This is a genomic window from Microbacterium oleivorans (assembly GCF_013389665.1).
Lineage (GTDB): Bacteria > Actinomycetota > Actinomycetes > Actinomycetales > Microbacteriaceae > Microbacterium > Microbacterium oleivorans_C.
In genome coordinates this window covers 2,018,658-2,044,070 of sequence record NZ_CP058316.1, presented here as the reverse complement: position 1 = coordinate 2,044,070, position 25,413 = coordinate 2,018,658, and the positions used below count along the sequence as shown (strand labels likewise).

Here is a 25,413-nt window from a genome sequence, read left to right as displayed (position 1 = left end):
CGGCGTCGCGCGGGAGCCGATGCGACGGTTCCTCATCTGTGCAGGAAGGGCCGCATCCTCCAGAATGGGACGGTGACTCGACGCGACGACCTCTTCCGCGTCATCTTCGTCTGCACCGGGAACATCTGCCGGTCGCCCATGGCCGACGTCGTCTTCCGCTGGTTCGTCGACCAGGCCGGCCTGTCGGACCGCGTCGCCTCGGCGAGTGCGGGAACAGGGGACTGGCACGTCGGCGAGCCCGCCGACGTGCGCACGCTGCAGTCGCTCGAGCGTCGGGGCTACGACGGCAGCCGTCACCGGGCGCGGCGGTTCACCCTGGCCGACTTCGACGACTTCGACCTCGTCGTCGCCCTCGACCGCTCGCACGAACGCGTGCTGTCGAACTGGGCGCGCACCACCGCCGACACCGACAAGCTCGGCCTGCTGCTCTCGTACGACCCGCAGGCGGGCGGCGAGATCGACGTGCCCGACCCCTACTACGGCGACGCCGGGATGTTCGACGAGGTGCTCGCTATGATCGAGAGCGCGAGCCGGGCGCTCTTCCGGCAGCTCGAGCCCGCGATCCGCACCACGTCCTGAGCGCCCGTTTCACCGAATGGAGCCTCGTGACCTCTCTGCCCCCGCAGCCCCTCAGCCCGCTCGACGGACGCTACGCCGCCACCGTCGGAGCACTCGCCGACTACCTCTCGGAGGCCGGCCTGAACCGCGCCCGCGTCGAGGTGGAGGTCGAGTGGATCATCGCGCTGACCGACCGCTCGCTGTTCGGGAGCGCCCCGCTCGCGGATGAGCACAAGACACGGCTGCGGGCGCTCTACCGCGATTTCGGCCAGGCCGAGATCGACTGGCTCGCCGCGAAGGAGGCGGTCACCCGTCACGATGTGAAGGCGGTGGAGTACCTGGTGCGCGACCGCCTCGCGACCCTCGGCCTCGACGGCATCGCCGAGCTCACCCACTTCGCGTGCACCAGCGAGGACATCAACTCCGCCTCGTACGCCCTCACGGTCAAGCGCGCCGTCGAGAACGTGTGGCTCCCCAAGCTGCACGCCGTCATCGACGCGCTCGGCGAGCTCGCGCGCGAGCACCGCGATGCGCCGATGCTCTCGCGCACGCACGGCCAGCCGGCCACCCCGTCGACGATGGGCAAGGAGATCGCCGTGTTCGCGTGGCGCCTGGCCCGCGTGGCGAGACAGATCGAGGGCGGCGAGTACCTCGCGAAGTTCTCCGGCGCGACCGGCACCTGGTCGGCGCACCTCGCCGCCGAGCCCGATGTCGACTGGCCCGCGCTCTCGCGGGACTTCATCGAGGGTCTCGGCATCGACTTCAACGTCCTCACCACGCAGATCGAGTCGCACGACTGGCAGGTCGAACTCTACGACCGGGTGCGCCACGCCGGCGGCATCCTGCATAACCTCGCGACGGATGTCTGGACCTACATCTCGCTCGGTTTCTTCGCGCAGATTCCCGTGGCCGGGGCCACCGGATCGTCGACCATGCCGCACAAGATCAACCCCATCCGGTTCGAGAACGCCGAGGCGAACCTCGAGATCTCGGGCGGGCTCTTCTCGACACTGGCCTCGACGCTCGTCACGAGCCGGATGCAGCGCGATCTCACCGACTCGACGACGCAGCGCAACATCGGCGTCGCGTTCGGGCACTCGCTGCTCGCGCTCGACAACCTGCAGCGCGGGCTCACCGAGATCTCGCTCTCGCGGCACGTGCTGCTGGCCGATCTCGACGCCAACTGGGAGGTGCTCGCCGAGGCGATCCAGACGGTCGTCCGCGCCGAGATCGCCGCCGGCCGCTCGCAGATCACCGACCCCTACGCGCTGCTGAAGGACCTCACCCGCGGCCGCCGCGTCGGCGGGCCCGAGCTCGCCGAGTTCGTTCGCGGCCTCGACATCGGCGACGCCGCGAAGGACCGGCTGCTGGCCCTCACGCCCGCGACCTACGCCGGCCTCGCCGACGAGCTGGTCTCGCAGCTCGGCTGACGCCCCCGACCCGCGCCGAACACGCACCCTCGTCGCGAGATCGCACCGGCATCGGAGCGTTCTCGCCCCGACGGTGCGTTCTCGGTGCGCGGTGTGGGGCGCGCGGTGCGGGGTGCGGGGTCAGTGGCGGGGCGCGGAGGGCGACGAGCCGGTCTCGTCGGGGGTCTCGGGGTCCTCGGGGTAGAGCACCGGGCGATCGACCCGCTTGGTGACCTGGGCGGGGTCCACCGCGAGCATCAGCAGCGCGATGATCACGAGGGTCGCGATGAAGGCGACCCCGGCGACGATGAGCGCCACGACGACCGCGCGCTCGGCATCCTCGCGCGGAATGGACTGGAAGGCCCCCATCGAGACGAGGGTGATCACGCCCGAGAAGACCGCGGCGACGAAGGCCAGCCCGAGCAGCTGCACGGGGCGCATGATCTCGCGGCGGGTGGGGTGTTCGCCGCTCACGATGCGACCTCCGGATTCGACGAGGGTGTTGACGCACCCGAGGATGCCGCGCCACCGGCGACCGCCGGTGCGGCGTCGTCGTGACGCGGTGAGAAACCGGCGATGCCGAGGAACACCGCCACCACGGCCGCGTATCCGCCGAAGAGGCCGACCCCGATGGTGATGCCCGTGAGGGTGAAGGACCCGCCGGCTTCGGCGATGAAGTACTCGAGGCTGTACGCGGGGTTCACCAGCAGCAGTCCGACGACCAGCACCAGGGTGATCCCGCCGATGAGCACCTCGTCACGAGCCGCGGGCGAGGCGGTGCGGCGTCCGCGGAGGCCCGAGATCAGTTCGATCCCGCCGGAGACGAGTGCCCAGGCGATCACCACGGCGAAGAAGCCGACGGGTGTGCGCAGGGGTGGGAGGCCGGCCAGCACGGCCGCGACGAGCGTCACGGCGCCGAGGGCGATGGGCACGCGGCGACGGCCGGCGGGATGCGCCAGCCAGGCGCCCACGAAGAGGATGATCGCCGTGGCCGTCGCGAATCCGCTGAAGACCGACATGCCCACGATCGCCGAGTGGTCGGGTGAGAAGGTGATCATGACCGCCGCGACCGCGGCGAAGAGGGCGCGACCGAGCTGGACATGCCGCACCTCGAAGGTGCGGGCGGCGGATGCTGCAGACACGGCGGTACCCTCGCGGATCAGAACGGGATTCCCCCGATTCTACGCGTCCCCCTCACGATGCCGGCCGCGCGGGGCGGCCGACGGGGAATCCTCGGCGACGGTCGCACGTTGCCGACGGTATGAAGGCACTGACGTACACCGAGTTCGGCGGTAACGACCGCTTCGAGATCAGCGAGCGCGAGATGCCCCATATCGGGCCCGACACCCTCGTGGTGCGCGTCGTCGCCGCGGGGCTGAACCCCGTCGACTACAAGCTGCGCGAGGGGTACCTGCAGGGCGTGATCGACGTGCACCTGCCCGCCGCGCCGGGCTGGGACGTCGCGGGCGTCGTGGAGAAGGTCGGCCTCGACACCCCCGAGTTCGAGGTCGGCGACGCCGTCCTCGCGTATGCGCGCGCCGACGTCGTCAGCGGCGGGTCGGTCGCCGAGTACATGGCCGTGCCGGTTCGCACCGCCGCCCGTAAGCCCGAGGGTCTGGACTTCGCCGCCGCGGCAGCGATACCGCTCACCGGCCTGACCGCGCTGCAGGCGATCGAGCGGTCGGCGGTCGACGCGGATTCGACCGTCCTCATCCACGGCGCCGCGGGCGGCGTCGGGTCGTTCGGCGTGCAGCTGGCGCGCCTGCGCGGTGCCCGCGTGATCGGCACCGCCTCGGAGAAGAACCACGACTATCTGCGCGATCTGGGCGCCGAGCCCACCACCTACGGTGACGGCCTCGCCGAACGCGTCCGCGCGCTGGCCCCGGCCGGGGTCGACGTCGTGCTCGATTTCGCCGGCGGCGGCTCGCTCGATGCGACGGCCGACCTCCTCGCGCCGGGTGGGGTCGTCACCTCGATCACCGACCCGCGCGCGGCATCCGAGTTCGGCGGCAACTACATCTGGGTGCGCCCGGACGCCGCGCAGCTCGCCGAGCTCGCCCGCCTGGCCGCCGAGGGGACGCTCCGGGTCGAGGTCGCGGAGACCTTCCCGCTCGACGAGGCAGGTGCCGCGTACGCCCGGCTCGAAGAGGGGCACACGCGCGGCAAGATCGTCGTCACGGTCTGAACCGCGGGGTGCGCCTCCACGCCGCGCGCCGAGTCGGGGCAGCGCATAGCACGTTTGCCATGTCCGCCAAAAGGGGGACAAATGGGGATTCTGTCCGGCGTATCCTCGGCTTGCTGCAGGACCACAAACTGGGGAGCTGGTTAGCCCGCACCCCCGCCACTTGGTCTTTTGGGGATACCAAGCGTGCCCGCGTGCGGGCTCTCGCTACAGCACGGTGACCCGGCTGGAGATTCACCCGAGCCTCCAGCCGGGTTCGGCCCCGGCACGTGTGCACGGGCGGGGATGTCGGAGCCGACGGTCATGCTGGGACGGTGTCCGACACGCTCACCCCGATGCCGGACGCGTGCCGCGTCTGCGGTTCACGCGTCGGTCTGCTCGCGGCTGCGGACGCCGGTTGGACGTGCGCCCGCTGCGGCTGGCGCCTCGGTGACGCACCGGATGCCGACCTCCCGCGGCCCGTCGTCGAGGTCGTCTACTACCTGCGCTTCGACGAGCGGGTGAAGATCGGCACGAGCAGCAGACCGCGACAGCGGCTCGCCGCCATCCGACACGACGAGCTTCTCGCCTTCGAACCCGGCGGGCGCCGGCTCGAGCAGGAGCGCCACCGCGAGTTCGCCGACCTCCGCGAGGGCGGCGAATGGTTCACCCTCGCGGGCGCGCTGACCGCGCACATCGCGACGCTGCGCGCAGCGGCATCCGACCCGTGGGCGCTCCACGACGGCTGGCTCGGCGACGCCTACCGACGCGCCTCATCGTGACCGCGATCGGTCACGATGAGCCGATCGCCGGCCGGGGTCACGCCTCGGTCAGGAAGTCGATCGCGGTCTGACGGAACACGCGCGAACCCGGCGCATTGAAGTGGTGCCGATCGGGGATCTCGACGAAGCGGCCCTGCGGCGTCGCTTCGGCCAAGGTCTTCGAGCCCTCGATGATCGCATCGAGGGATCCCGTCGCGAACAGCACCGGCTGCCCGGGCGCATGAGCGGGATCGGGGTCGACGGTGTCGGAGGCGCGCATCCCGCCGGCGATCGCCAACAGGGCGCGCAGGTCGTTGCCCGGTACTCGCTCGGTGAGTCGCACGTAGTTCTGCGTGACCGGATCGGTGACGGGCGTGCCCTCCTCGACGAGAGCGCGGACCTGGTCGATGTTCAGCCGGGCGAGGGGGATGCCGTCGGGCACGCCCCCGAGCACGCCCCGGGTGATGCGCGACGAGAAGTCCTGCAGCACCTCCCAGCCCACGCGTGCCCCGAGCGAGTAGCCGACGTACGCAGCCGTGTCGACGAGGTAGGTGTCGAGCACCGCCTCGACGTCGGATGCCAGCTGGTGCAGGTCGTAGTCGCTCGCGCGATGCGGCTTGTCGCTCGCACCGTGGCCGCGCTGATCGAGTCCGAGCACCCGGAAGCCGGCACGCTGCAGATCGCGCACCCAGCCCGTCGACACCCAGTTGTCGCGTGTGTTCGAGGCGAAGCCGTGTACGACCACCACGGTGGGCAGATCGTCGTCACCCCACGAGTAGGTCGCGATGCGGTGGCCGTCCTCCCCCACGAGGATGTAGCGGGGGTCGGGCAGCTCGGTCAGGCCGGCGGCGGGAATGCTCACCCGCTCATTCTCCCGCCTCGCGGCGGCGACATCCGTCATCCCTTCGCGGGGTCGTGGCCCCAGTTCATCAGCGAGTAGCGCCAGGCGGTCTCGGTGATGTCGCCGGAGGGCCGCTGAGCGAGGTGTCGCTCGATGTATCCGAGCACCTTGCGCATGTGGTCGAGGTCGCCGTCGGTGAGGTCGTCCTTCTTGGTGCGCAGCAGGCTCACGATCCGCCGCCCGGACCGGTGCCCGGTCGACTCGCCGCCGCCGTCCTTCTGCCCCACGGCTCGGGACTCGTCGCCCTCGAGCCAGTGCTCGAGCTCGGACGGGCTCATGTTCACCGCATCCCGGAAGTCCTTCCGGACCTGGTCGTCATCGTCACTCATGGAGCGAGCGTGCCGCGACCGGGCTGCTCGCCGCATCCTCTTGACAGGCCCGGTGGCGGACGCGGGGCCGCGGTCAGGCCGTCTCGCGCGCTCGCAGGTCTTTGCGCAGGATCTTGCCGGCGGCCGACTTCGGCACCGCCTCGATGAACTCCACCCGGCGCACCTTCTTGTGCGGGGCGACGTTCTCGGCGACGAAGGCCATGACGTCGTCGGCGGTGAGGCCGGAATCGGCGACGGTGACGACGAAGGCCTTCGGGATCTCCTGCCGGTCGTCGTCGAGGACGCCGATCACCGCGGCATCCATGATCTTCGGATGCGACAGCAGCAGCGCCTCCAACTCGGCCGGGGCGATCTGGTAGCCCTTGTACTTGATGAGCTCCTTGAGACGATCGACGATCGCGAACCAGCCGTCGGCGTGGTGCACGGCGATGTCGCCGGTGTGCAGGAAGCCGTCGTCGTCGAGGGTCTCGGCGGTCGCGTCCGGCCGGCCCAGATAGCCGAGCATCACGTTCGGTCCGCGCACCCACAGCTCCCCCGGGACGGTGAGTCCATCGTCGACGTGGTCGACGATCTCGACCCCGGTCTCGGGATCGATCAGCTTCGCCTCGACGTCGGGAACCAGCACGCCGACGGAGCTCACCGGCATCTCTCCGCGCTCGGGCGGGATCGCGTGCGACACCGGGCTGAGCTCGCTCATTCCGTAGCCCTGGTAGATGCGGGCATCCAGCCGGCGGCCGGCGGCCTCGGCGGTCTCGCCGTCCAGCGGGGCGGCGCCGGAGAACACGCTGTGCACGCTGGAGAGGTCGAAGTCATCGACGATGGGGTGCTTCGCGAGCGCGACCGCGATGGGCGGCGCGATGAACAGGAACGTGCATCGATGCTCCTGGATGAGACGCAGGAACTCGGCGAGATCGAACTTCGGCATCGTCACGAGGCTCGCCCGCTGGCGCAGCGCGAGGTTGAGCAGCACCGTCATGCCGTAGATGTGGAAGAACGGCAGCACGGCGAGCACGCGGTCGTCCCGCTCCAGTCGGATGCTGACGCGGCACTGCTGCACATTGGCGACGAGGTTGCGATGCGAGAGCATCACGCCCTTGGGGTTGCCGGTGGTGCCCGAGGAGTACGGCAGCACGGCGACGTGGGTCGCCGGATCGAACGACACCGGGGGCGGGGTGCGCCGCTCCGACAGCAGCTCGCGGAGGTCGGGGTGCCCACCGGCCCCGTCGAGGTCGATGATGCGGTCGTCGGGGATGCCGACCGCGTGGGCCGCGGCGACAGCCTGGGGATGCAGGGCCGATACCGTGACCACCCAGGTCGCCGCGGAGTCCTCCAGCTGCTTCTGGATCTCCGACGGCGTGTACAGCGAGTTCACGGTGGTCGCGATGGCGCCCAGACGCAGGATGCCGTGGAAGACCGTCGCGAACGCGGGGATGTTCGGGCAGAGCATCGCGATGACGGTGCCGGTCACGACGCCGCGCGCCGCGAGAGCGCCGGCGAAGGCGTCGACCTGGGACCGCAGCTCGCCGTAGGTGGTCTCGGCCCCGGATGCGGGGTCGACCAGTGCGATCCGGTGGTGGTCGCGCTCTTCGAGGGAACCGAAGAGGTAGTCGTAGACGCTCACTTCGGGGACCTCGATGGAGGGGTACGGGCTCTGGAACACAGCGCATCTCCTTCGGGACCGGCGACACCGCTGTCGCGTCGGATCATCCTCGCACCGGGGATACCGGGTGTCACGGGGTTGCGCGAGGGCGGGGTGCGGGGTGGGGTTTGGTTCGCGGGGTGGGGCGGGCGCGGGGTGGGGCGGGCGCGGGAGCGGAGTTCGCTGGGCGGCGGGTCGCGGGTACCGGAGGTGTGCAGACGTGCGTTCCTCCCCAACACAGCGCTCGCTTCGTTCGCGGCAGGTAGTACTGATGTTCCCTTTTCGTGTCGGTGGTGAGTGCGACAATAAGAACATGAAGACCAACGATCCGGACAGCAAGAGCGATGCGGTGGGCGACTCGCCCCACGCCGCTGCGTTCGCCGGATTCGATGAGTCGTTGCGCCTCCTCCACGCCGGCGAGGTGGCCGCGATGCGAGCCCTCGCCGAGCTGGGACGGTCGGCCCTGCGCGAGGCGCATCGCGGCGGAGTCCGGGGCATGGCCTCCGACATGGAGCTGCGGTCGGTCGCCGCCGAGGCGGCGGGGATCGCGCGGCGGGGTGACCGGCGGGTGCAGTGGGAGATCGACCACGCGATGACGGTGGTGGATGAGTACCCGGCGATGTTCGCGGCGTGGGAGCAGCGCCTCGTCACGCGCGAGCACGTCGATGTCGTCGTGAAGGTCGGGCGGGCGGTGCCGGAGGAGGTACGACCGGAGTTCGACGCCGCCGCAGTGGCCGTGTGCCAGCGGGACATCGCGACGCGGGTGGCCGGGGCGTTGCAGAACCTGGCAGAGCGGATGCACCCGCGATCGTTCTCGGAGCGTCACGGGGAGGCCGCCGCCGGACGGTGCGTGCGGTTGTCGCCGGGCGTGGATGGGATGGCCGACCTCTCGGCGACGGTGCCGATGGTGATCGCGGCGGGGATCTACGACCGGTTGACGCAGATGGCACAGACCGTGAAGGACGCGAGAGCGGATGCCGTAGTGGATGCCGCGGGCGCGAACTCTGCGGGCGCGGATGCCGCAAGCTCGGGCGCGGGGTTCGGGTTGAGCGACCCACACCACGCGGGCGCCGCCGGGCCCGATGCCGCTACCGCCGCCGCGCCGGACACCCGCACGATGGATCAGCTCCGTGCCGACGTGCTGTCCGACCTCGTCCTCGGCGGCGCACCCGTCATCGACCCCACCACCGGCACCGACGGGCGCGGGACGCTCGGCGCGATCCGCGCGAAAGTGCAGGTCGTGATCACCGCAGACACCCTCACAGGGAAGGACGAACACCCCGCCGAAGCCACCGGCACCGGACTCATCGACGCCGACACCGTCCGGGAACTCGCCTCACAGACGGGGACGTGGGACCGGATGTTCATCGACCCGATCACCCGCACTCCGGTCGAGACCGACGCCTACCGGCCATTGCCCGCGATGCGGCGACTGCTGCAGACCCGCGACCAGCACTGCCGATTCCCCGGCTGCCGCAGAGCCGCGATCCGCTGCGAGATCGACCACACCATCGACCACGCCCTGGGCGGTCACACCCACATCTACAACCTCGCCCACCTCTGCCAACGACACCACTCCATGAAGCAATTCACGAAATGGCAGGTCCGGCAGGCCGGCGGCGGTGTCCTGGTGTGGACCTCACCCCACGGCCGGGTCTACCGAGAAGACATCCCCATCCCCGCCGTCTGCTTCACACCCGAACTCGCCACACCACCACCCGCACCAACCGGCCCGTCCGGCCCACCCGGCCGAGGCGCCGGCGCGCCACCCGACGCGCCACCAACCTTCTGACACCTCGCGCTCCTCGCGTTCTTCGAGTTCCTCGCGTTTTTTGGAGCTGCGCGCGTTCGGACGCTCGCATAGGTCACCCATAGACGGTTCCGACGTCCGTGCTGGGGAAAGGCGTCACACTCCCGGTACCACCGATCGAATCCGAGGAGCCCCGATGAACCGCATCCCCGAGCCTGAGCAGACCCCCGACGGCCCCGCGTACGAAGGGCGGCTGCTCGATCGCGTCGATGACGAGGTGGTCGACCAGGGCGCACCGTTCGACATCCGGACGCTGCTGACCCGGCGATCGGTGCTGAGCCTCGTCGGCGTGGGCCTCGGCGCGGCCGCCCTCGCCGCCTGCACCCCGCGGGCCACGGCATCCCCGACGTCACCCGCGGCGACCCCGTCGGCCAGCGCCTCCGCGACGGCGAGCCCCCCGGCGACCGGTGCGGCCGTCGACGTCCCGGCCGGCGAGATCCCCGACGAGACAGCAGGCCCGTACCCGGGCGACGGTTCCAACGGCCCCGACGTGCTCGAGCAGTCGGGCATCGTGCGCAGCGACATCCGGTCCTCGCTCGCCGGCGGGGCCACCGCCGACGGAGTACCGATGACGCTGCGCCTCACCATCCTCGACACAGCCGCCGGCGACGTGCCGTTCGCCGGCGCCGCGGTCTACGTCTGGCACTGCGACGCGCAAGGGCGGTACTCGATGTACTCCAGCGGCGTCGAGAACGAGAACTACCTCCGCGGCGTGCAGATCGCCGACGCGTCGGGGGTCGTCACGTTCACCTCGATCATCCCGGGCTGCTACGCCGGGCGCTGGCCCCACATCCACTTCGAGGTCTACCCCGACGCCGCATCGATCACCGACGCGGCGAACGCGATCGCCACCTCGCAGGTCGCCCTGCCCGAAGACGTGTGCGCGAACGTCTACGCGCTCTCGTCCTACGACGGCTCCGCCCGCAACCTCGCGCAGATCAGCCTCGACTCCGACAACGTCTTCAGCGACGACGGCGGTGCCCTGCAACTCGCGGCCGCCTCCGGCGACACGACCTCGGGTTACAGCGTCGCGCTCACCGCCCGCGTCGACACCCGCACCGCGCCCGCTGCGGGCGGCGGCGCAGGCGCCCCGGGCGGTGGGTCATCCGGACGGCCGTGATGCCCGTGCCCGCACGATGCGCGGGACGTGACGGCGCTGAACACAGTGACACGGCGACCCGCGACATCCAACCCGCACGTCCCGCACCGCAGCGCCCAGCGCGCCCAACGGCATCGCCAAGCCGACGACCACTGCGACCGCGAGCGCGAGCAGGAACAGCACCACCTGGTGCCGCTCCGCCGCACGCGCGACAGTCGGCATGAAGCCAGGATGCCGCACCGTGCGCGCGCACCGCCGGCGGGGGTCGACGGCGCGCGTACCGCCGCCGACCCCCGGGTACTACCGCTCAACGGCAGCGCGCCGCCGCAGGCGTGCAGCCCCGAGCAGCAGCCCGCCGAGCGTCAGGGCGACCGCCGCCGCGAACGGGCCGGCTGGAACCGAGCCGCCGGTGCCGGCGAGGACGTCCGCGCCGGCGGCGAGACTCCCGGAGCCGGATGAAGCACCGCCCGAGCCGGCACCCCCGGTTCCGCTTGCGCCGCCGGTCCCGCCCCCACCGCCGGTCCCGCCCGGCATCCCGGGAACCGCCGGCTCACCCGGCTGCCCCGGCTCACCCGGCGTAGGCTCCGGCGCCTCCGGCTCTTCCGGCACCCCGGTCGCATCCGCCAGCCCGCCGTGGGTCAGGCTCAGGTAGGGCGCCGAGTGGATCGTCGTCATCGGCCCCTCTTCGGCCAGCAGCGCCGCCCGCTCCGGCGTGGGCGCGTGATTCTGCGCGAGCTCGAAGTAGCTCATGCTGTGCGCGACCACCCCCGTCTCGCGGAGGTAATCGATCGTGCGCACGTTCGCCAGGTCGGCGACGTCTCCCGAGAAGTACCGGAACGTCGTCGGGTCGGCGACCCAGCCCGTCGCGGCGTCGGCGGCATCCGCGAGCCCCCGCCCGTTCGCGTTGACGTATCCGTGCAGGTCGTAGCCGTGCTCAGAGAGGGCCTCCGCCACGAGGAACAGCGGCAGCAGCGAGAAGTGGGTGTACCAGATGCCGTAGTCACCGACGCCGTTGTTCCGATCCACCTCCTCGGGCAGATGACCGTCCGCGTCGATCTGATGCTCGATCAGCTCCACCGCCCGCGCGTGCGCCCGCGCGATGCCCGCCGCGTCGTCGAGGTAGCTGACAGCGGCCGTCGTCGTCTCGAGCGCCCAGCTGCCCCAGTTGTTCGTCCGGTGCAGGATCGAGCCCGCCACCGGCAGCGCCGTCTCGCGGAGGAAGCCCGCGAAGGCGGCCTCCGCCTCTGCGTTCCAGGCGTCCGTGCCGCGCAGCAGCTCGGCAGCGTGGATGAACGCCGGGAAGTGATAGCTGAACGCGAGCGCGGAGTCCTCCCGCGTGCGGACGCACGTGACGGTCGACGTCCACGCATCGATGAAGTCCGCGGCATGGGCGCCGTAGCGCTCGTCGCCCGAGAGCCGGTAGGCCAGCGCGAGCTGGTAGGCCGTGTTCGCGTCGTTCTGCAGCCCATCGCGCGCGGCACGGTGCGCCGTCGGGTCGTTGTAGAAGAACGGCACGAAGAACGTCGTCGGCGGCGCGGGACTGCGCCCCAATCCCGCCTCGGCGTCGTCGAGCAGGCTCGGGTACGCCGACGCCTGCGGCTCGACCCCCGCCGCGATGCGCGACGACACCGCGTCGATGCGCGCCCCGCTGACGAGCACATCGCCGCGCCCCGCCTCGGCGTCGGGGATTCCCGACCAGGCGACGCAGTCGGTCGGCACCGGCTCGATGCGCTCGACGACACCGGTCAACGCCACCGCATCGACCGACATCCTCGCATCGCGGTGAGCGGCGAGAGCGAAGCCGCTGCCGTCGAAGGCATCGTCGGTCGCCGTGAGCAGCGGTGCCGACGACGCGTCGCCGACGCCGACGGACAGCTCGTCGCCGTCGAGGCGAGCGGTCAGCGTCACCGGCTGCGTCGCCGGGCGGGCGTCGGTCTGCGCCGTGGCGAGCACCGTCACCCGGCCGTCGCCGGCGGCGCGGATGAGCGCGAGCTCGCCGCTGTTGCGCACGAACACCGTGTACCCCGACTGCGTGTAGTCGTCTGCGGTTCCCGCCCGGCGGACGGTGAAGCCCGCCCACGCGTTCGCCCCGCCGCCGCTGGTGCTGAAACGGACCGTCGCGGTCGCCTCATCTCCCAGGCCGCGACCGGTCAGCGCCAGGATCGAACCGCGCTCCGCGCCGGGCTGGACGACCGTGGCCGCACCCTCCGACGCCTCCCACGTTCCCGCGGCGGCGAACCAGTGCGACGCGAGCTCGTCGAACGCGTCCTCGAACGTCGCCGCCGGCGTAGTGGTCGTCGCGGGCGACGTGGGGGCCGCGGCCGCCGGCAGCGCCGGGGCGGCGAGCGCCACGACCGCGGTGATCGCGAGCGAGAATCTCCATCGATTCCTCATCGTCATGCCTTTCTCAGGTGGATCCGGAAGCGCCGATGCGGGTCACATCACGCGCAGTGAGACGATGCGCGCCTGTGGGGCGCCGTTGGTCGCGAGCACGCGCACCCGCAACGCCGTGACATCGTCGGCCTCGACGTCGTGCACGCGCTGGCGCCGACGGTTCGCGCTCGCGCGCACCAGCTCCTCCCACTCGTGCGCATCGCCGCGACGGGTCTCGACGACGTAGTCGCGCACGAGCTCGGGGAAGACCCGATCGGGCGTGCGGTGGTGGTGGAGCGTGTTCAGCTCCACGTCGGTGTCGTCGTCGAAGACCAGCCGGATGCGGCGCACCCGCTGCCCCTCCCCCCACGCGAGGCTCAGCGCCGGATCGGGGTCGTCGGGCAGCGACATCCACATGTTCGGGCCGCCGAAGAACCGCTGATAGCCGCCCACGGCCCTCTGCTCGGCGAACGCCGCCGTGCTCGGGTGAAGCCGCAGCCGCGGCGTGCGGCCCCGCAACGGGATCGCCGGCCACGCGATGACGCTCTCGGACTCGTCGACCTCGACGTTCTGGTCGCCGTCCGCCTGCGGGCGGTGCGGGAGAGCCAGCACCCCCGGAACCTGGGCGTCGGCGAGCACGACGGCGGCATCGTCGTTCGCACCCAGCACGATCACGACGTTCTCGGGCTCGTCGGGCGTCCAGGTCAGCGGCAGCCGCACCCACTGCGGCTCGTCCCCCGCCGCGACCTCGACCGTGGTGTGCGCGCGCTCGTCGACCGGAACCGCGTTCTGCCGCCGCCCGGTGGTCCACAGGGTGGCGCTGATGGTCGTCGGGCGCGTGACCCGCACGAGCACGTCGACGCCGTCGAGTCGCGGATCGACCGGCACGAGCACGCCCAGGTCGCGGTCGAGCGGGTGGTCGGTGGTCGCTGCGCCCGGGGCGAGCTCGACGGGGTCGATCGTCGCCGCCGCCGAGGACGCCGTCACCCGCGCGCGCAGCGCCAGATCGTGCGGGTCGTCGTTGCGCACACCGAAGATCGCGGCGTCCTGGCGCAGCAGCAGCTGACGGAGTTCGTGCGCGTGCGCGGTGGCGATGCGGCGCGGGCGCACGCCCAGATCGAGCGCGAGCGCGGCCCCGGTTCCGGCCGCCTCGCCGCCGGCGCCGCAGGTGGCCATCACCCGCGTCGAACCGAACGCGACGTGACTGGCCGAGATGTCGCGTCCGGCCATGAGCATGTTCGCGACGTTGCGCGAGTAGTAGCTGCGGAACGGGATGCCGTAGATCCCGTCGGAGTACCGCTGGTGCGCGCCGGCCTCGGTGGCGTACATCCCCTCCACGGGGTGCAGATCGATCGACCACCCGCCGAAGGCGACGGCGTCCTCGTGGTCGACCTGGTCGAGGATCTCGTTCTGGGTGAGCACGTGGTCGCCGAGGAAGCGGCGGTACTCCCGCTTGCCGGGCATCGTGCCGACCCATTCGAGGTCGAGGGTCTCGGCGTCGAAGCGGCCCGAGTTCTTGATGTAGTCCCAGATACCGAAGATCACCGAGCGCAGCTCATCGCGGATCGCCTCGTTGTCGTGCACGGTGTCGAGGTGTCCGCCCCACTCGATCCACCAGTAGTGCGCCCCGGAGTCGCCCGACCGCAGGATCCGCGAGGTGGGGATGGGCGTCGTCGTGATGTCCTTCGCCGAGTCGGGGGCGACGAAGTCGACGGGGCGTCCGAGGTCCTTCGTGTAGAACAGGATCGTCGACCCGAGCAGCTCCTCGTCGGCCACCTCGGGAGCCCACGCCTCGCCGAACTCGTCGCGGGCCTCGCGCCCGATGCGGAAGTCCGCCCCCGCGAGGTAGCCGATGAGGCCGTCGCCGGTGCAGTCCAGCACGTAGGGGCTGCGGAACGTCGTGGCGATCTCCGAACCCATCGTCCACCCGTGCACCGCGGTGATCACACGTTCGCCCCCGACCTCGTCGAGGTCGATCTCGCGCACGTCGGTGTTGAGGAACAGTCGGATGTTCGGCTCGGCGCGCACCGCGTCGAGCACGACCTCGTCCCAGATGATCGGATTGCCCTCGGGGTTGCGGTACTGGTTCTCGACGTAGAGCTCACCGATGACGCCGCTCTCGCGAGCGAAGCGCTGGATGCCGTGCGACGTGGCGCCGACGACCCACACCCGCACCTCCGACGACGAGTTTCCGCCGAGCACCGGCCGATTGCCCACGAGGGCCACCCGCTTGCCCAGTCGCGCGGCGCTGATGGCGGCGCAGACGCCGGCGAGGCCGCCGCCGACGACGGTGATGTCGGATTCGATGTTCTGAGAGCGCATGGTTCCTTCGGGGGCAGGGGGAGCACCGGTGCGGGCCCGTCGGGGCCCCGCACCGGTCGGGGGCGGGGGGTTCGGTGTCGGAAACGGCTCAGAGCAGGCGGTCGATCGCCTCTCCCGCGGTCTTCATGGCCGCGGCGGGCTGCGCCTGACCGATGAGGACCGCCTGCACCTGCTCGGCGATGGCGGTCTCCATCTGTCCGTACGCGGGGTACTTCCAGAGCGGGCTCGGCTGCGCGGTCGCGGTGATGGACGAGGTGAACGCCTCGACGAACGTGTTCGAGGTCACCGCCGTCGACGACAGCGCGGCATCCGTCGTGGGCGGCAGGCCGAGAGCGGTGAAGTACGTCTCGCTCTGGGCGGGATCGCTGGTCAGCCACGCCGCGAAGTCCGACGCGGTCTGCGCGCCGGCCCCGTCGACCACGACGACGAGGTGCCCCCACAGCACGTGCTGCGGCGTCTGCCCCGCCTTGAGCACGGGCCTCGCGATCGGCACCATCTTGTCGCCCAGCGACGCGTCGGGCGACTGCGACAGCACCGAGGACTTGCCCACCGGGGCGTCGTCGTAGATCGCCGTCGCCCCCTGGGCGAAGAGCGTGCGCGCGGCCGCCCGATCGACGTCGGGCGCGATGAGCCCGTCGTCGTAGAGCTTCTTGTACCACTCGACCGCTTTGACCGATGCCTCGTCGCCGATCGCCGAGGCGTCCCCGTCGACGATGGGCGATCCGAAGGTCTGCATCCACACGACGATGTCCTTGAGCTGCGCGGCCTTCGTGCTTGCGGCGTAGGGGATCACACCGATGCCCTTGAGGGCGCGGAGCCCGTCCTCGAACTCCTCGATCGTGGTGGGCGTGAGCGACGCCCCGGCGCGCTCGAACAGCTCCGCGTTGCCGATGAGACCCACGGCCCCGATCGTCCAGGGCAGCCCGAGCTGCTTGCCGTCGGACCTGCCGGCGCCCAGCGCGGCGTCGGTGTAGCCCGCCCCGGACGTGAACGCCGAGAGGTCGGTGAGCTTGCCGAGAGCGGCGAGGGCTGAGAGCCACGCGACATCCAGCTGGGCGGCGCCGGCGAACTGACCGCCGCGCACCTGCAGGGTGAGCTGGTTGAGGTACTCGTTGTAGGGGTAGGCGACCGTGTCGATCTCGATGCCCTCGGCCTGGCGGAAGCTCGTCAGCGCCGACTCGATGGCGGGCTTCGCGGCCTCTTCCGACAGGCTCCACGACGAGAACGTGAAATCGGTCGCGGTGCCGCCGCCGGGTGTCGCGGCCGGGGCTCCCGAACCGCCGGGCGCGCAGCCGGCGAGCCCGAGCACCGCGGCACCGCCGATGCCGAAGACCGAGTACCGCAGCAGGGTGCGCCGCGAGATGTCCTGGACCATGAATTCTCCTTCGAATCGGGTGGGTGGTTCAGCCCTTGACCGCGCCGGCGGTGATGCCGCCGACGAGGAAGCGCTGCAGGAGGATGAAGGCGACGCAGACGGGCACCGACACGATCAGCGATGCCGCCATGAGCGCCGGCCACGACGTGCTCGCCTCGGAGATGAACGTGTTCACCAGGCCCGGGGGCAGCGTCTGCCGGTCGGGCCCGGCGAGCGTCAGCGCGAAGATGAAGTCGTTCCAGCCGCGGACGAAGGCGAACAGGCCGGCCGCGACGAGGCCCGGGGCCGCGAGCGGGAACACCACCGAGTGGAAGATGCGCCACGGACCGGCGCCGTCGATGCGCGCGGCCTCGATGAGGTCGTCGGGAAGCGCATCGAAGAACCCCTTCAGCATCCACACGCACAGCGGGAGGGTGAAGGTCGTGAACGACAGGATCAGCGCGAGGTAGGTGTTCAGCAGGCCGAACTGCGCGAAGACGAGGTAGAGCGTCACCAGCAGCAGCGCCTGCGGGAACATCTGGCTCGAGAGCACGAAGTACATCAGCGACTTGCGCCCGACGAAGCGGTACTTCGAGAACGCGTACCCCATGTACATCGACACGACGACGGACAGCACGGCGGTGATCACCGACACGATCACGCTGTTGCGCAGGTAGCCGAAGATCTGGGCGTTGCCGAACACCGTGGCGTAGTGCTCGAAGGTGATCTGAGTGGGGAAGAGCGCCGGCGGGAACGCGAACACGCGGTCGCTCGGCGTCAGCGAGGTCACGAGCAGCCAGTAGACCGGCGCGAACCCGAACAGCACGATCACAGCGAGCGAGATCCACATCCCCCATCGGATGCGGCCGCTCCGACGGCGACGTGCGGGCGGCGCGGGGGCGGGCTCGAGCGGCAAGGTGGCCGGGGCCGGGGTGGGGGCGATCGTGCTCATCGGGAGACTCCCTTCTCGCCGCGCTCCGAGAGCCAGACGTAGACCACGACGAGCACGGTCAGCAGCGCCATCCAGACGATGCCGAGCGCTCCCGCGTGGCCCAGGTCGTAGCCGCGGAATGCGGAGTCGTACACCTCGGTGGCGAACGTGCTGGTGGTGCCCGCGGGACCGCCGCCGGTGAGCACGAAGATGGTGTCGAAGTGCTGGAAGTTCCAGATGAACTCCAGCAGCACCACGAGCGCGGCGACGCCCCGGATGTGGGGCCAGGTGACGGCGAAGAACCGGCGCACGACGCCCGCGCCGTCCATCGAGGCGGCCTCGTGGAGCTCGCCCGGCACCGTCTGCAGCGCGGCCAGCAGCATCACCATCACCCAGGGGAAGGTGTTCCACGTCTTCGCGATCACGAGGGCGCCCCGGGCGGTGTCGGTCTGGAAGAGCCAGGCCACCGGGCTGTCGATGGCGCCGAGGCTCATCAGGATGCCGTTGAGCACGCCGTAGTTGGCGTCGAAGATCCACATCCACAGGAACGACACGACGACGCCGGGGATCAGCCACGGGATGAGGAACGCGCCGCGCAGCAGCCGCTGCCCCGGGAAGCTCTGGTTGAGCACGAGCGCCAGCGCGAGACCGATGAGGAAGGGGAGGATCGTCGCGCCGACCGTGAAGATCAGGGTCTGCCACACCAGCCGACCGAAGTCGTCGGCGAGCACGGCGGCGATGTTCTCGAATCCGACGAACTCCATGCCGGGGTAGAGCAGGTTCTCGTCGAAGAACGCCGAGACGAGCGATCGGATCAAGGGGTACAGCACGATCGTGCACAGCAGCACGACCCCGGGCAGGAGGAGGAAGACCAGGAAGGTGCGGTCGCCCAGCCGTGACCCGAGTCTGCGCCGTGGCGTGGTGTCGTGAGCCGTCACGCTCGAAGAGGTCATCATCGTCCTTCGTTCCATCGTCCCGGGGAGTCCTCACCGACCTCCGGGTGGGCGCTCGTCCTCGGCGCCTTCATCAGAGTGCACGACGTGCGCACACTGCGCAACTGTCATGCACTATGTGCATAATGAGATGATCGATCGGTCACCGGCAGAAGCGAGGAAGCATGGCTGCGGACAAGGGTGCGAACCAGAGCGTCGAAAAGGCGATCACGGTGCTCGAGACCTTCGCGGGCGGTGAGCCCATGCGCGTGAGCGATGTCGCCCGGGAGGCGGGGATCGGTCAGTCGACGGCGTCCCGGCTCCTGGCCACGCTCGAGGCCGGCGGCCTCGTCGAGCGTGACCCGCAGACCTCGCTCTACTTCCTCGGCGCCGAGCTGATGACGCTCGCGGGCATCGCCATCAATCAGAACCGGGTGCATCGCGTGGGCCGCCAGATCGCGCAGAGCCTGGCCGGCGAGCTCGGCCTGGGCGTCAACATCGCCCTGCTCCGCGGCGCCGAGCTCGTGTACCTGTGCAACTTCGAGGGCCGGCTGTCGCCGAAGTCGCACACCCTGATGGGGCAACGCGTGCCGTTGCACGCCACGAGCATCGGCAAGGCGACGCTCATGGGCAGCACGCGCGAGAAGCGATTGCGGCTGCTCCCCGAGCTGCCCGGCTTCACCGAGGCGACGATCACGACCCACGACGCGCTCGACCGCGAGGTCGCGGTCACGACGCGCCGCGGATACGCGATCGAGGTGGAGGAGTTCGTTCTGGGACGCGCCTCGACGGCCGCCCCGATCCTCGACCGCACCGGCCGGATCGTCGCGGCGATCTCGATCTCGGGGCCGCTCACGGCCGTCGACCTCGAGGCGCGTGCGTCCGAGCTCGGCCGCACCGTCGTCGAGACGGCCGACCGCATCAGCTCGGGCCTGGGCTACCAGGGCCCGGCCGGCTGACGGGTCGGCCGCGCCGAGGGCGGACTACTCGCTCGCGGGCGATGATGCGGCGGCATCCTTGCGATCGGTGCGACGACGACCGGCGCGCGCGACGAAGAACAGGATCGTGCCGGCCACGATGTACCCGGCGGTACCGAGCCAGACGGGCCCGGTCTGCTGCGTCAACAGCACGATGCTCGCGATGATCGCGAGCACGGGCACCACGCGCGGGACCGAGAAGTGCTTGTGCTCGACCTTGTCCTTCTTCAGCACGAGCACGCTCACGTTCGCCGAGAGGAACACGAGCAGCAGCAGCAGCACCGTCGTCTCGGCCAGCGTCCCGATGTCGCCGAGCACCGTCAGCAGCATCGTCGCGCCGGCGACGACGAGGATCGACACCCACGGCGTGCGGCGCTTGGGCAGCACACGGCCGAAGGCGCTCGGAAGCAGCTCAGACTCGGCCAAGCCGTAGCCGACCCGGCTGGCCATCACCATGAACAGCAGCGCACCGTTGGCGATCGCGACGAGTGCGATGAGGCTGAACAGCCACGGCGGGATCGCCACGCCGCTCGCGGTGACGACGTCGAGGAGCGGCCCGGTCGACTCGGCGAGCTCGGCCGGCGGAACCACGATGACGGCGCCGATCGCGATGAGCAGGTAGACCACGGCGGCCGTCGTGATCGCGCCGAACAAGGCCCGGGGGTACGACTTCGAGGGGTCCTTGACCTCTTCGGCCATGTTGGCCGCCGCTTCGAATCCGAGGAACGAGAAGAACGCGACGATGGACGCGGCGAACGCTCCCTGAAGCGGCGGCACGTCGGGAGCGAACTCGAAGATGCGGGCCGGCTCCCCGCCACCGCCCGCGAAGACCATGGCCGCGACGAAGATCACGATGACGAGGCCCGTGACCTCGATGACCGAGGCGACGAAGTTCGTCGCGAGCGACTCGCGGACGCCGCGCAGGTTGATGAGCGTCAGCACGGCGATGAACGCGATCGCGACCGGGATGGGCGGGATGTCGAACAGCGCCGCGAAGTAGTCGCCGGCGAACGCGTTGGCCAGCGCGGCGGCCGTCGTGATGCCCGAGGCCATCATGAGGAAGCCGACGATGAACGACAGGAAGGGCTTGCCGAACGCCCGGTCGACGTAGCGCGCCGCACCTCCGGCGTGGGGGTACTTCGTGATCAGCTCGGCGTACGTGCCGGCGGTCAGCAGCGCGACGACGAGCGCGATCAGCAGCGGCAGCCAGATCACTCCGCCGACGTCGGTGGCCATCGTTCCCACGAGCGTGTAGATGCCCGCGCCGAGGGTGTCGCCCACGATGAAGGCGAACAGGAGGGGGGTCCCGATGGCCCGCTTCAGCCCGGGCCGCTCGTCCGCGATCGGCGCACTGGTGTCGTTGGTCATCGCAATACTCCAGCGGCACGTCCCCGATCTCGACAACCCCTGGCGCGAGGAGGTGATCTGTGATTTGGGATGCGGCGCCGACGGTCCGCGGCGGGCAGGATGAGACCATGCCGGATGCCGCAGCCCCGAGGACCCCGTCGAGCGCACCGCGGTCGTTCCTGATCGGCGCCCGCGACCTCGCACACGGTTTCGCGTTCTGGTCGCGTCGCCCCGGAGTGATGGCGTCGGGCCTGATCCCGGCCGCCATCGTGGCGACCGTGCTGCTCGCGGGGCTCATCGCGCTCGGCGCGGCGCTGCCCGGCATCGTCGACGCGATCACGCCGTTCGCCGACGGCTGGCCGGGGCTGTGGGCCGGCATCGTGCGCGTGGCCGCCGGCACCGCTCTGCTCGGCGCAGCCATCGTGGTGGTCGCGGTGTCGTTCACGGCGCTGACCCTCATGGTCGGCGAGCCCTTCTACGACCGCATCTGGCGCGCCGTCGAAGCCGACGCCGGCGGAGCGGTGCCCGAGGGCGGCGGCGGGTTCTGGCGGTCGGTGCTCGACGCGGCCGGGCTCATCGCCCGGGGACTCCTCGCGGCGCTGGCCGCCGCCCTCCTCGGGCTCGTGCCGGTCGTCGGCGGCGTGCTGGGCTCGGTCACCGCCGTCGCCCTCACCGGCTGGCTGCTCGCCGACGAGCTGACCTCGCGCGCCCTCGTCGCCCGCGGCGTGGGACCCGGTGATCGCCGTCGTCTGCGACGCGCCCACCGCGCGCGCTTCCTCGGCTTCGGAGTCGCGACGCAGCTGTGCTTCCTCGTGCCGCTCGGCGCGGTCGCGACGATGCCGGCCGCCGTCGCCGGCTCCACCCGGCTGGTCCGGTCCCTCGTGGAGGATGTCGCCGCCTGAGCGGCTGGGCGTCGTGCCGGTCAGGCGTGGCGGACCGAGGGCGGCTCCTCGTCGCGGATCCGGCCGTTCTCGATCTGGAACGTCGAGTGCAGGACCGAGACCTCGAAGTGCTCGGCCACGCACGAGCGCACCTCCTGCAGCACCTCGGCGGCGTGTCCGTCCGAGAAGCACCGGTCCTCCACCACGACGTGGGCGGTGATCGTGGGCAGTCCCGTCGCCACGGTCGAGGCATGCAGGTCATGCACGTCGGTGACGTGGTCCAGCCGCATGATGTGATCGCGCACCTCGTCGAGATCGAGCCCGCGAGGGGTGAACTCCATCAGCACCGACGCGGTCTCGCGCAGGAGCCTGACGGCGCGGGGCAGGATCAGCGCCGCGATGAACAGACCCGCGACGGCATCCGCCTGGGCGAAGCCCGTGGTCGCGATGACGATGGCGGCGACGATGACACCCACCGAGCCGAGCGCATCGTTCAGCACCTCGAGGAAGGCGGCGCGCATGTTGAAGTTCGCTCCCCGACTGGAGGAGAGCACCGCGATCGCGATGATGTTCGCCACCAGTCCGAAGACGCCGAAGACCAGCAGCTCGAACGCGGGCACCTCGGGCGCTTCGGCGAGACGGCGGATGCCCTCGACGACCGCGTAGACGCCGACGACGAGCAGAAGCGCCGCCTGGCCGAACGCGGCGATCACCTCGATGCGACGGAAGCCCCAGGTCCGGCGCGCGTTCGCCGGCCGCATCATGAGCGTCGCCGCGACCAGGGCGACCAGCAGCCCCGACGCGTCGGCGAGCGCATGAGCGGTGTCGGTCAGGAGCGCGAGGCTGCCCGTGACCACCGAGCCGATCGCCTGCGCCACCACGATCGCAGCCGTGATCCCGAACGCGATCCACAGCTTCGCCCGGAAGTCCGCGGCTCCACCGGCGTCGCCGTGCGCGCCCCCCGTGGGCCCGTGCGCGTGCCCGGCACCCATCAGCCGGCCACCACGGCGTCGGCGACCGGACGCGGTCGCCGCAGGTGGGAGCAGAGCGTCGCGCGCGTGCCGGTCGCGTGAAGAAGGCTCTCGGCGGCGGTGATGAGCACGGCGGTCGCGTCGGGCTCGGCCAGCGCGTACCAGGATGCCCGCCCCTCGGGACGCACGGTGACCAGCCCGCACTCGAGCAGGAACGCGACGTGCTTGCTGACCGTCGACTGCGCGAGCCCGACGTGGTCGACGAGATCGCGGACGCGGTGCTCGCCGTACGAGAGGTGCTGCAGCACGGCCAGCCGTGTGGGATCGGCGAGTGCCTGGAAGAGATGCGCGTAGATCTCGGTCGCCCGGGCATCGAGCTCGACCGGTTCACGCGTCGCCTCGACCGCATCAATCGTCATACGGCGATGATATCGCCCTATGGGCGCCTTACGCCAGGGTCAGGCGGTGACCACCGAGGTGGAAGTCCGCCCCGCGTAGACGTCGCGATCGAGGTCGCCGCCGGCGTCCGCGACGAGCATGGCGACGAAGGTGTCGCCGTTGACGTTGAGGAAGGTGCGGAACACCCCCGCGAACCAATCGACGGCGATGAGGAGGCCCACCGCCTCGAGCGGCAGCCCGAGCGATGTCGCCAGGAAGGTCGCCACGACCGGGAAGCCGCCGGGCACCGTGATCGTGCCCATGTTCAGGAGCACGGCCAACGCCATGCCGAGCACGATGGTGCCCGGGTCGAGGTCGAGTCCGCCGGACTGCGCGAGGAACAGGACGACGAGCATGTAGTTGAGCACCGCCCCATACGAGCCCATCGTCAGGCCCACCGAGAGGGTGAAGTTCGCGACGGGGCGAGCGACCCCGACCCGCTCGATCGCGGTCTTCAGCACGGTCGGGTAGGTCACCGCCGAGCTCGTCGTCGTGACCGCGATCATCGTCTGCTGCGCGAGCTTGGCGGGAAGCAGGCCGATGTTGACGCGCGTGCGCGCCCACACCACCCCGACGAACAGCGCGAGGAGGATCAGCACCCCCAGCAGGGTCGACCCCAGGTAGCCGAGAGCGCCCAGCACGACGCCGAACCCGACGGTCCCCGCGAGATCGGCCAGCAGGCAGAAGACGCCGATCGGCGCGATCACCATGACGAACCGGATCATCGTCAGCACCACCTGCTGGATCTGATCGAAGAAGTCCAGCACCAGGCGGTTGCCGCTCGTCGTGACGTACACGTTGAGTGCTGCGCCGAACAACAGTGAGAACACGATGATCGGGACCATGGCGGCGCCCGACATCGCCTCGAAGACGTTGGTCGAGACGAAGCCGACGACGGTCTCCTGCCACCCGGCGGCTTCGCCCGCGGCATCCTCGAGGGCCGGGTCGACGGCGCCCGAGAAGTCGACGCCCGCACCCGGCTGCACGAGCGAGCCGATGATCCATGCGACCACGGCGGAGACGGCCGCGAAGCCCAGCATCCATGCGAAGGTGCGGGTGGCCAGGCGGCCCATCCCCGAGCCGCGGAGCGACCCGGTGGCGACGATGATCGACGACATCACGAGCGGCACGATGGCCATCTGGATGAGGCGGATGAAGATGTCGCCGACGAAGGCCAGGTTTGCGGCCGCGTCGCCCAGGACGAGACCGAAGACGATCCCCAGGACGGCCGCGAGACCGATCTGCACCGCCGGGTTCTTCGCTGCTCTCTTCACGGTGCTCCACCCTCCCTCACGCCCCGCCCACCGGACCGATGTGCCACCGACGCTAGGCGCCTGCCCGCAGCCGGACGCCATGATTGGTAGGACCGTAACGAGTGTTTTACACGTTCGGAATCTCAACGGAACGCGCGGTGCGCGTGCGCCGGATCCGGCGGCACGGACGCGCGTCCGTGCCAGACTGAGCCGGCGGACCGCGAGATGAGGAGCAACCCGTCGTGACCGACACCACCGGAGCGGGCCTCGGCCCCCTCCCCCGCACGCACGGACTCGTCGCCGACGACATCGCCCGGTACGTCGAGCGCCTCATCGTCTCGGGAGAACTCTCGCTCGGTGCGGCGCTGCCGCCCGAGCGCGTGCTCGCCGAGACGCTCGGCGTCTCGCGCAACGCACTTCGCGAGGCACTCACCCGCCTCGCCGGGCGCGGACTCGTCGAACGACGACAGGGAAGCGCCAACCGGGTGGCCCGCACGGTGCCGCTCGCGGCCGCCCTGACGGAGCGGATGAACGACGTCGCGGCCGAGTTCCGCAACGCCGTCGAGTTCCGGGCGGTGATCGAGCCGCAACTGGTGCGGCTCGCCGCCGATCGGGTCGACCGGGCTCAGCTCGACGCGCTCCGCGCCCTTCTCGACTCCGGGAGCGAGAGCGATCCGGAGGGCTCGGCCACCCTCGACATCGCCTTCCACACCGCGGTCGCCCAGGCGACCGGCAATCCGCTGCTGGCTGCGCTCGGTGAGCTGACGGCATCGTGGACGGTCGCGGCGCGCCTGTACTCGCACCTCGACGCCGACGGCCGCCGCCTGTCGCACGAGGGCCACGCCCGCATCCTCGCAGCCCTCGTCGCGCGTGATCCGGACGCGGCGGAGTACGCCATGCGCATCCATCTGGCCGAGATCCGCGATCTCGCGGAGCGGACCGGATGACGCTCCGGTAGGACCAATCG

Annotated in this window: 23 protein-coding genes; 9 read left to right on the top strand and 14 right to left on the bottom strand. The window is 70.9% G+C overall.

Annotation, left to right across the window (positions count from 1 at the left end; translation table 11 throughout):
• Nucleotides 1-138 precede the first annotated feature (138 nt).
• Together HW566_RS16095 and purB are read left to right on the top strand one after the other, a co-directional pair.
• Nucleotides 139-579 (top strand): low molecular weight protein-tyrosine-phosphatase, encoded by a 441-nt coding sequence (locus HW566_RS16095; protein ID WP_256728951.1) that lies wholly within the window; start codon nt 139-141, stop codon nt 577-579.
• A 26-nt stretch (nt 580-605) separates the two neighbouring features.
• On the top strand, nt 606-1,988 hold the full coding sequence (purB, locus tag HW566_RS09700; RefSeq protein ID WP_178012431.1) for an adenylosuccinate lyase: 1,383 nt from the start codon (nt 606-608) through the stop codon (nt 1,986-1,988).
• A gap of 120 nt (nt 1,989-2,108) precedes the next feature.
• Here purB and HW566_RS09695 read toward each other — a convergent pair whose 3' ends face one another.
• Entirely contained in the window at nt 2,109-2,441 is a 333-nt protein-coding gene (locus HW566_RS09695; protein ID WP_178012429.1) for an amino acid transporter, read from the bottom strand.
• Nucleotides 2,438-3,109 (bottom strand): acyl-CoA synthetase, encoded by a 672-nt coding sequence (locus HW566_RS09690; RefSeq protein WP_178012427.1) that lies wholly within the window; start codon nt 3,107-3,109, stop codon nt 2,438-2,440. The genes HW566_RS09695 and HW566_RS09690 overlap by 4 nt, the downstream gene beginning before the upstream one ends.
• A 119-nt stretch (nt 3,110-3,228) precedes the next feature.
• On the opposite strand from HW566_RS09690, the gene HW566_RS09685 reads away from it, so the two are divergent.
• Nucleotides 3,229-4,152, top strand: a complete 924-nt coding sequence (locus HW566_RS09685; RefSeq protein WP_178012426.1) for an NADP-dependent oxidoreductase — start codon at nt 3,229-3,231, stop codon at nt 4,150-4,152.
• A 311-nt stretch (nt 4,153-4,463) separates the two neighbouring features.
• Complete coding sequence (locus tag HW566_RS09680) at nt 4,464-4,910, top strand: GIY-YIG nuclease family protein (protein ID WP_256728655.1); 447 nt, start codon at nt 4,464-4,466, stop codon at nt 4,908-4,910.
• Nucleotides 4,911-4,947: 37 nt separating this feature from the next.
• Here HW566_RS09680 and HW566_RS09675 read toward each other — a convergent pair whose 3' ends face one another.
• From HW566_RS09675 to HW566_RS09665, 3 genes are all read right to left on the bottom strand, one after another.
• The gene (locus HW566_RS09675; RefSeq protein WP_178012424.1) at nt 4,948-5,790 is read right to left on the bottom strand and encodes an alpha/beta fold hydrolase; all 843 of its coding nucleotides are present in this window, start codon (nt 5,788-5,790) and stop codon (nt 4,948-4,950) included.
• Complete coding sequence (locus tag HW566_RS09670; RefSeq protein ID WP_178012422.1) at nt 5,787-6,119, bottom strand: DUF3140 domain-containing protein; 333 nt, start codon at nt 6,117-6,119, stop codon at nt 5,787-5,789. Before HW566_RS09670 ends, HW566_RS09675 begins: the two co-directional genes overlap by 4 nt.
• 73 nt (nt 6,120-6,192) lie before the next feature.
• Entirely contained in the window at nt 6,193-7,779 is a 1,587-nt protein-coding gene (locus tag HW566_RS09665; RefSeq protein WP_178012421.1) for an AMP-binding protein, read from the bottom strand.
• 292 nt (nt 7,780-8,071) lie between these two features.
• Between HW566_RS09665 and HW566_RS09660 the strand changes: the two genes are divergently transcribed.
• Both HW566_RS09660 and HW566_RS09655 read left to right on the top strand, forming a co-directional pair.
• On the top strand, nt 8,072-9,550 hold the full coding sequence (locus HW566_RS09660) for an HNH endonuclease (protein WP_178012419.1): 1,479 nt from the start codon (nt 8,072-8,074) through the stop codon (nt 9,548-9,550).
• A gap of 154 nt (nt 9,551-9,704) precedes the next feature.
• Nucleotides 9,705-10,688, top strand: a complete 984-nt coding sequence (locus tag HW566_RS09655) for an intradiol ring-cleavage dioxygenase (RefSeq protein WP_178012417.1) — start codon at nt 9,705-9,707, stop codon at nt 10,686-10,688.
• A gap of 279 nt (nt 10,689-10,967) precedes the next feature.
• Here HW566_RS09655 and HW566_RS09650 read toward each other — a convergent pair whose 3' ends face one another.
• The 5 genes from HW566_RS09650 to HW566_RS09630 all read right to left on the bottom strand — a co-directional run bounded on the left by HW566_RS09650 (nt 10,968) and on the right by HW566_RS09630 (nt 18,600).
• Nucleotides 10,968-13,061 (bottom strand): alginate lyase family protein, encoded by a 2,094-nt coding sequence (locus HW566_RS09650; RefSeq protein ID WP_178012415.1) that lies wholly within the window; start codon nt 13,059-13,061, stop codon nt 10,968-10,970.
• A 42-nt stretch (nt 13,062-13,103) separates the two neighbouring features.
• Nucleotides 13,104-15,362, bottom strand: coding sequence for an FAD-dependent oxidoreductase (locus tag HW566_RS09645; protein ID WP_178012413.1), 2,259 nt, complete (start codon nt 15,360-15,362; stop codon nt 13,104-13,106).
• An 88-nt stretch (nt 15,363-15,450) separates the two neighbouring features.
• The gene (locus tag HW566_RS09640; RefSeq protein ID WP_178012411.1) at nt 15,451-16,737 is read right to left on the bottom strand and encodes a sugar ABC transporter substrate-binding protein; all 1,287 of its coding nucleotides are present in this window, start codon (nt 16,735-16,737) and stop codon (nt 15,451-15,453) included.
• 28 nt (nt 16,738-16,765) lie between these two features.
• Nucleotides 16,766-17,668, bottom strand: coding sequence for a carbohydrate ABC transporter permease (locus HW566_RS09635; RefSeq protein WP_178012410.1), 903 nt, complete (start codon nt 17,666-17,668; stop codon nt 16,766-16,768).
• On the bottom strand, nt 17,665-18,600 hold the full coding sequence (locus HW566_RS09630) for a carbohydrate ABC transporter permease (RefSeq protein ID WP_178012408.1): 936 nt from the start codon (nt 18,598-18,600) through the stop codon (nt 17,665-17,667). Before HW566_RS09630 ends, HW566_RS09635 begins: the two co-directional genes overlap by 4 nt.
• A gap of 164 nt (nt 18,601-18,764) precedes the next feature.
• On the opposite strand from HW566_RS09630, the gene HW566_RS09625 reads away from it, so the two are divergent.
• A complete protein-coding gene (locus tag HW566_RS09625) occupies nt 18,765-19,538 on the top strand; it encodes an IclR family transcriptional regulator (RefSeq protein WP_178012406.1) in 774 nt (257 codons plus the stop codon).
• 24 nt (nt 19,539-19,562) lie between these two features.
• On the opposite strand, the gene HW566_RS09620 is transcribed toward HW566_RS09625, so the two are convergent.
• Nucleotides 19,563-20,924 (bottom strand): APC family permease, encoded by a 1,362-nt coding sequence (locus tag HW566_RS09620; RefSeq protein ID WP_178012404.1) that lies wholly within the window; start codon nt 20,922-20,924, stop codon nt 19,563-19,565.
• A 107-nt stretch (nt 20,925-21,031) separates the two neighbouring features.
• On the opposite strand from HW566_RS09620, the gene HW566_RS09615 reads away from it, so the two are divergent.
• Complete coding sequence (locus HW566_RS09615) at nt 21,032-21,805, top strand: EI24 domain-containing protein (RefSeq protein ID WP_178012402.1); 774 nt, start codon at nt 21,032-21,034, stop codon at nt 21,803-21,805.
• A gap of 20 nt (nt 21,806-21,825) precedes the next feature.
• Here the strand turns inward: HW566_RS09615 and HW566_RS09610 are convergent, their stop codons facing one another.
• The 3 genes from HW566_RS09610 to HW566_RS09600 are packed head-to-tail and all read right to left on the bottom strand — an operon-like array spanning nt 21,826 to nt 24,467.
• On the bottom strand, nt 21,826-22,776 hold the full coding sequence (locus HW566_RS09610; RefSeq protein WP_178012401.1) for a cation diffusion facilitator family transporter: 951 nt from the start codon (nt 22,774-22,776) through the stop codon (nt 21,826-21,828).
• Complete coding sequence (locus tag HW566_RS09605) at nt 22,776-23,174, bottom strand: ArsR/SmtB family transcription factor (RefSeq protein WP_178012399.1); 399 nt, start codon at nt 23,172-23,174, stop codon at nt 22,776-22,778. Before HW566_RS09605 ends, HW566_RS09610 begins: the two co-directional genes overlap by 1 nt.
• A gap of 39 nt (nt 23,175-23,213) precedes the next feature.
• Complete coding sequence (locus HW566_RS09600) at nt 23,214-24,467, bottom strand: dicarboxylate/amino acid:cation symporter (RefSeq protein WP_256728654.1); 1,254 nt, start codon at nt 24,465-24,467, stop codon at nt 23,214-23,216.
• Between the two features lie 221 nt (nt 24,468-24,688).
• On the opposite strand from HW566_RS09600, the gene HW566_RS09595 reads away from it, so the two are divergent.
• Nucleotides 24,689-25,393: a FadR/GntR family transcriptional regulator gene (locus HW566_RS09595; protein ID WP_178012395.1), complete on the top strand. Its 705-nt coding sequence runs from the start codon at nt 24,689-24,691 to the stop codon at nt 25,391-25,393.
• Nucleotides 25,394-25,413: the final 20 nt, after the last annotated feature.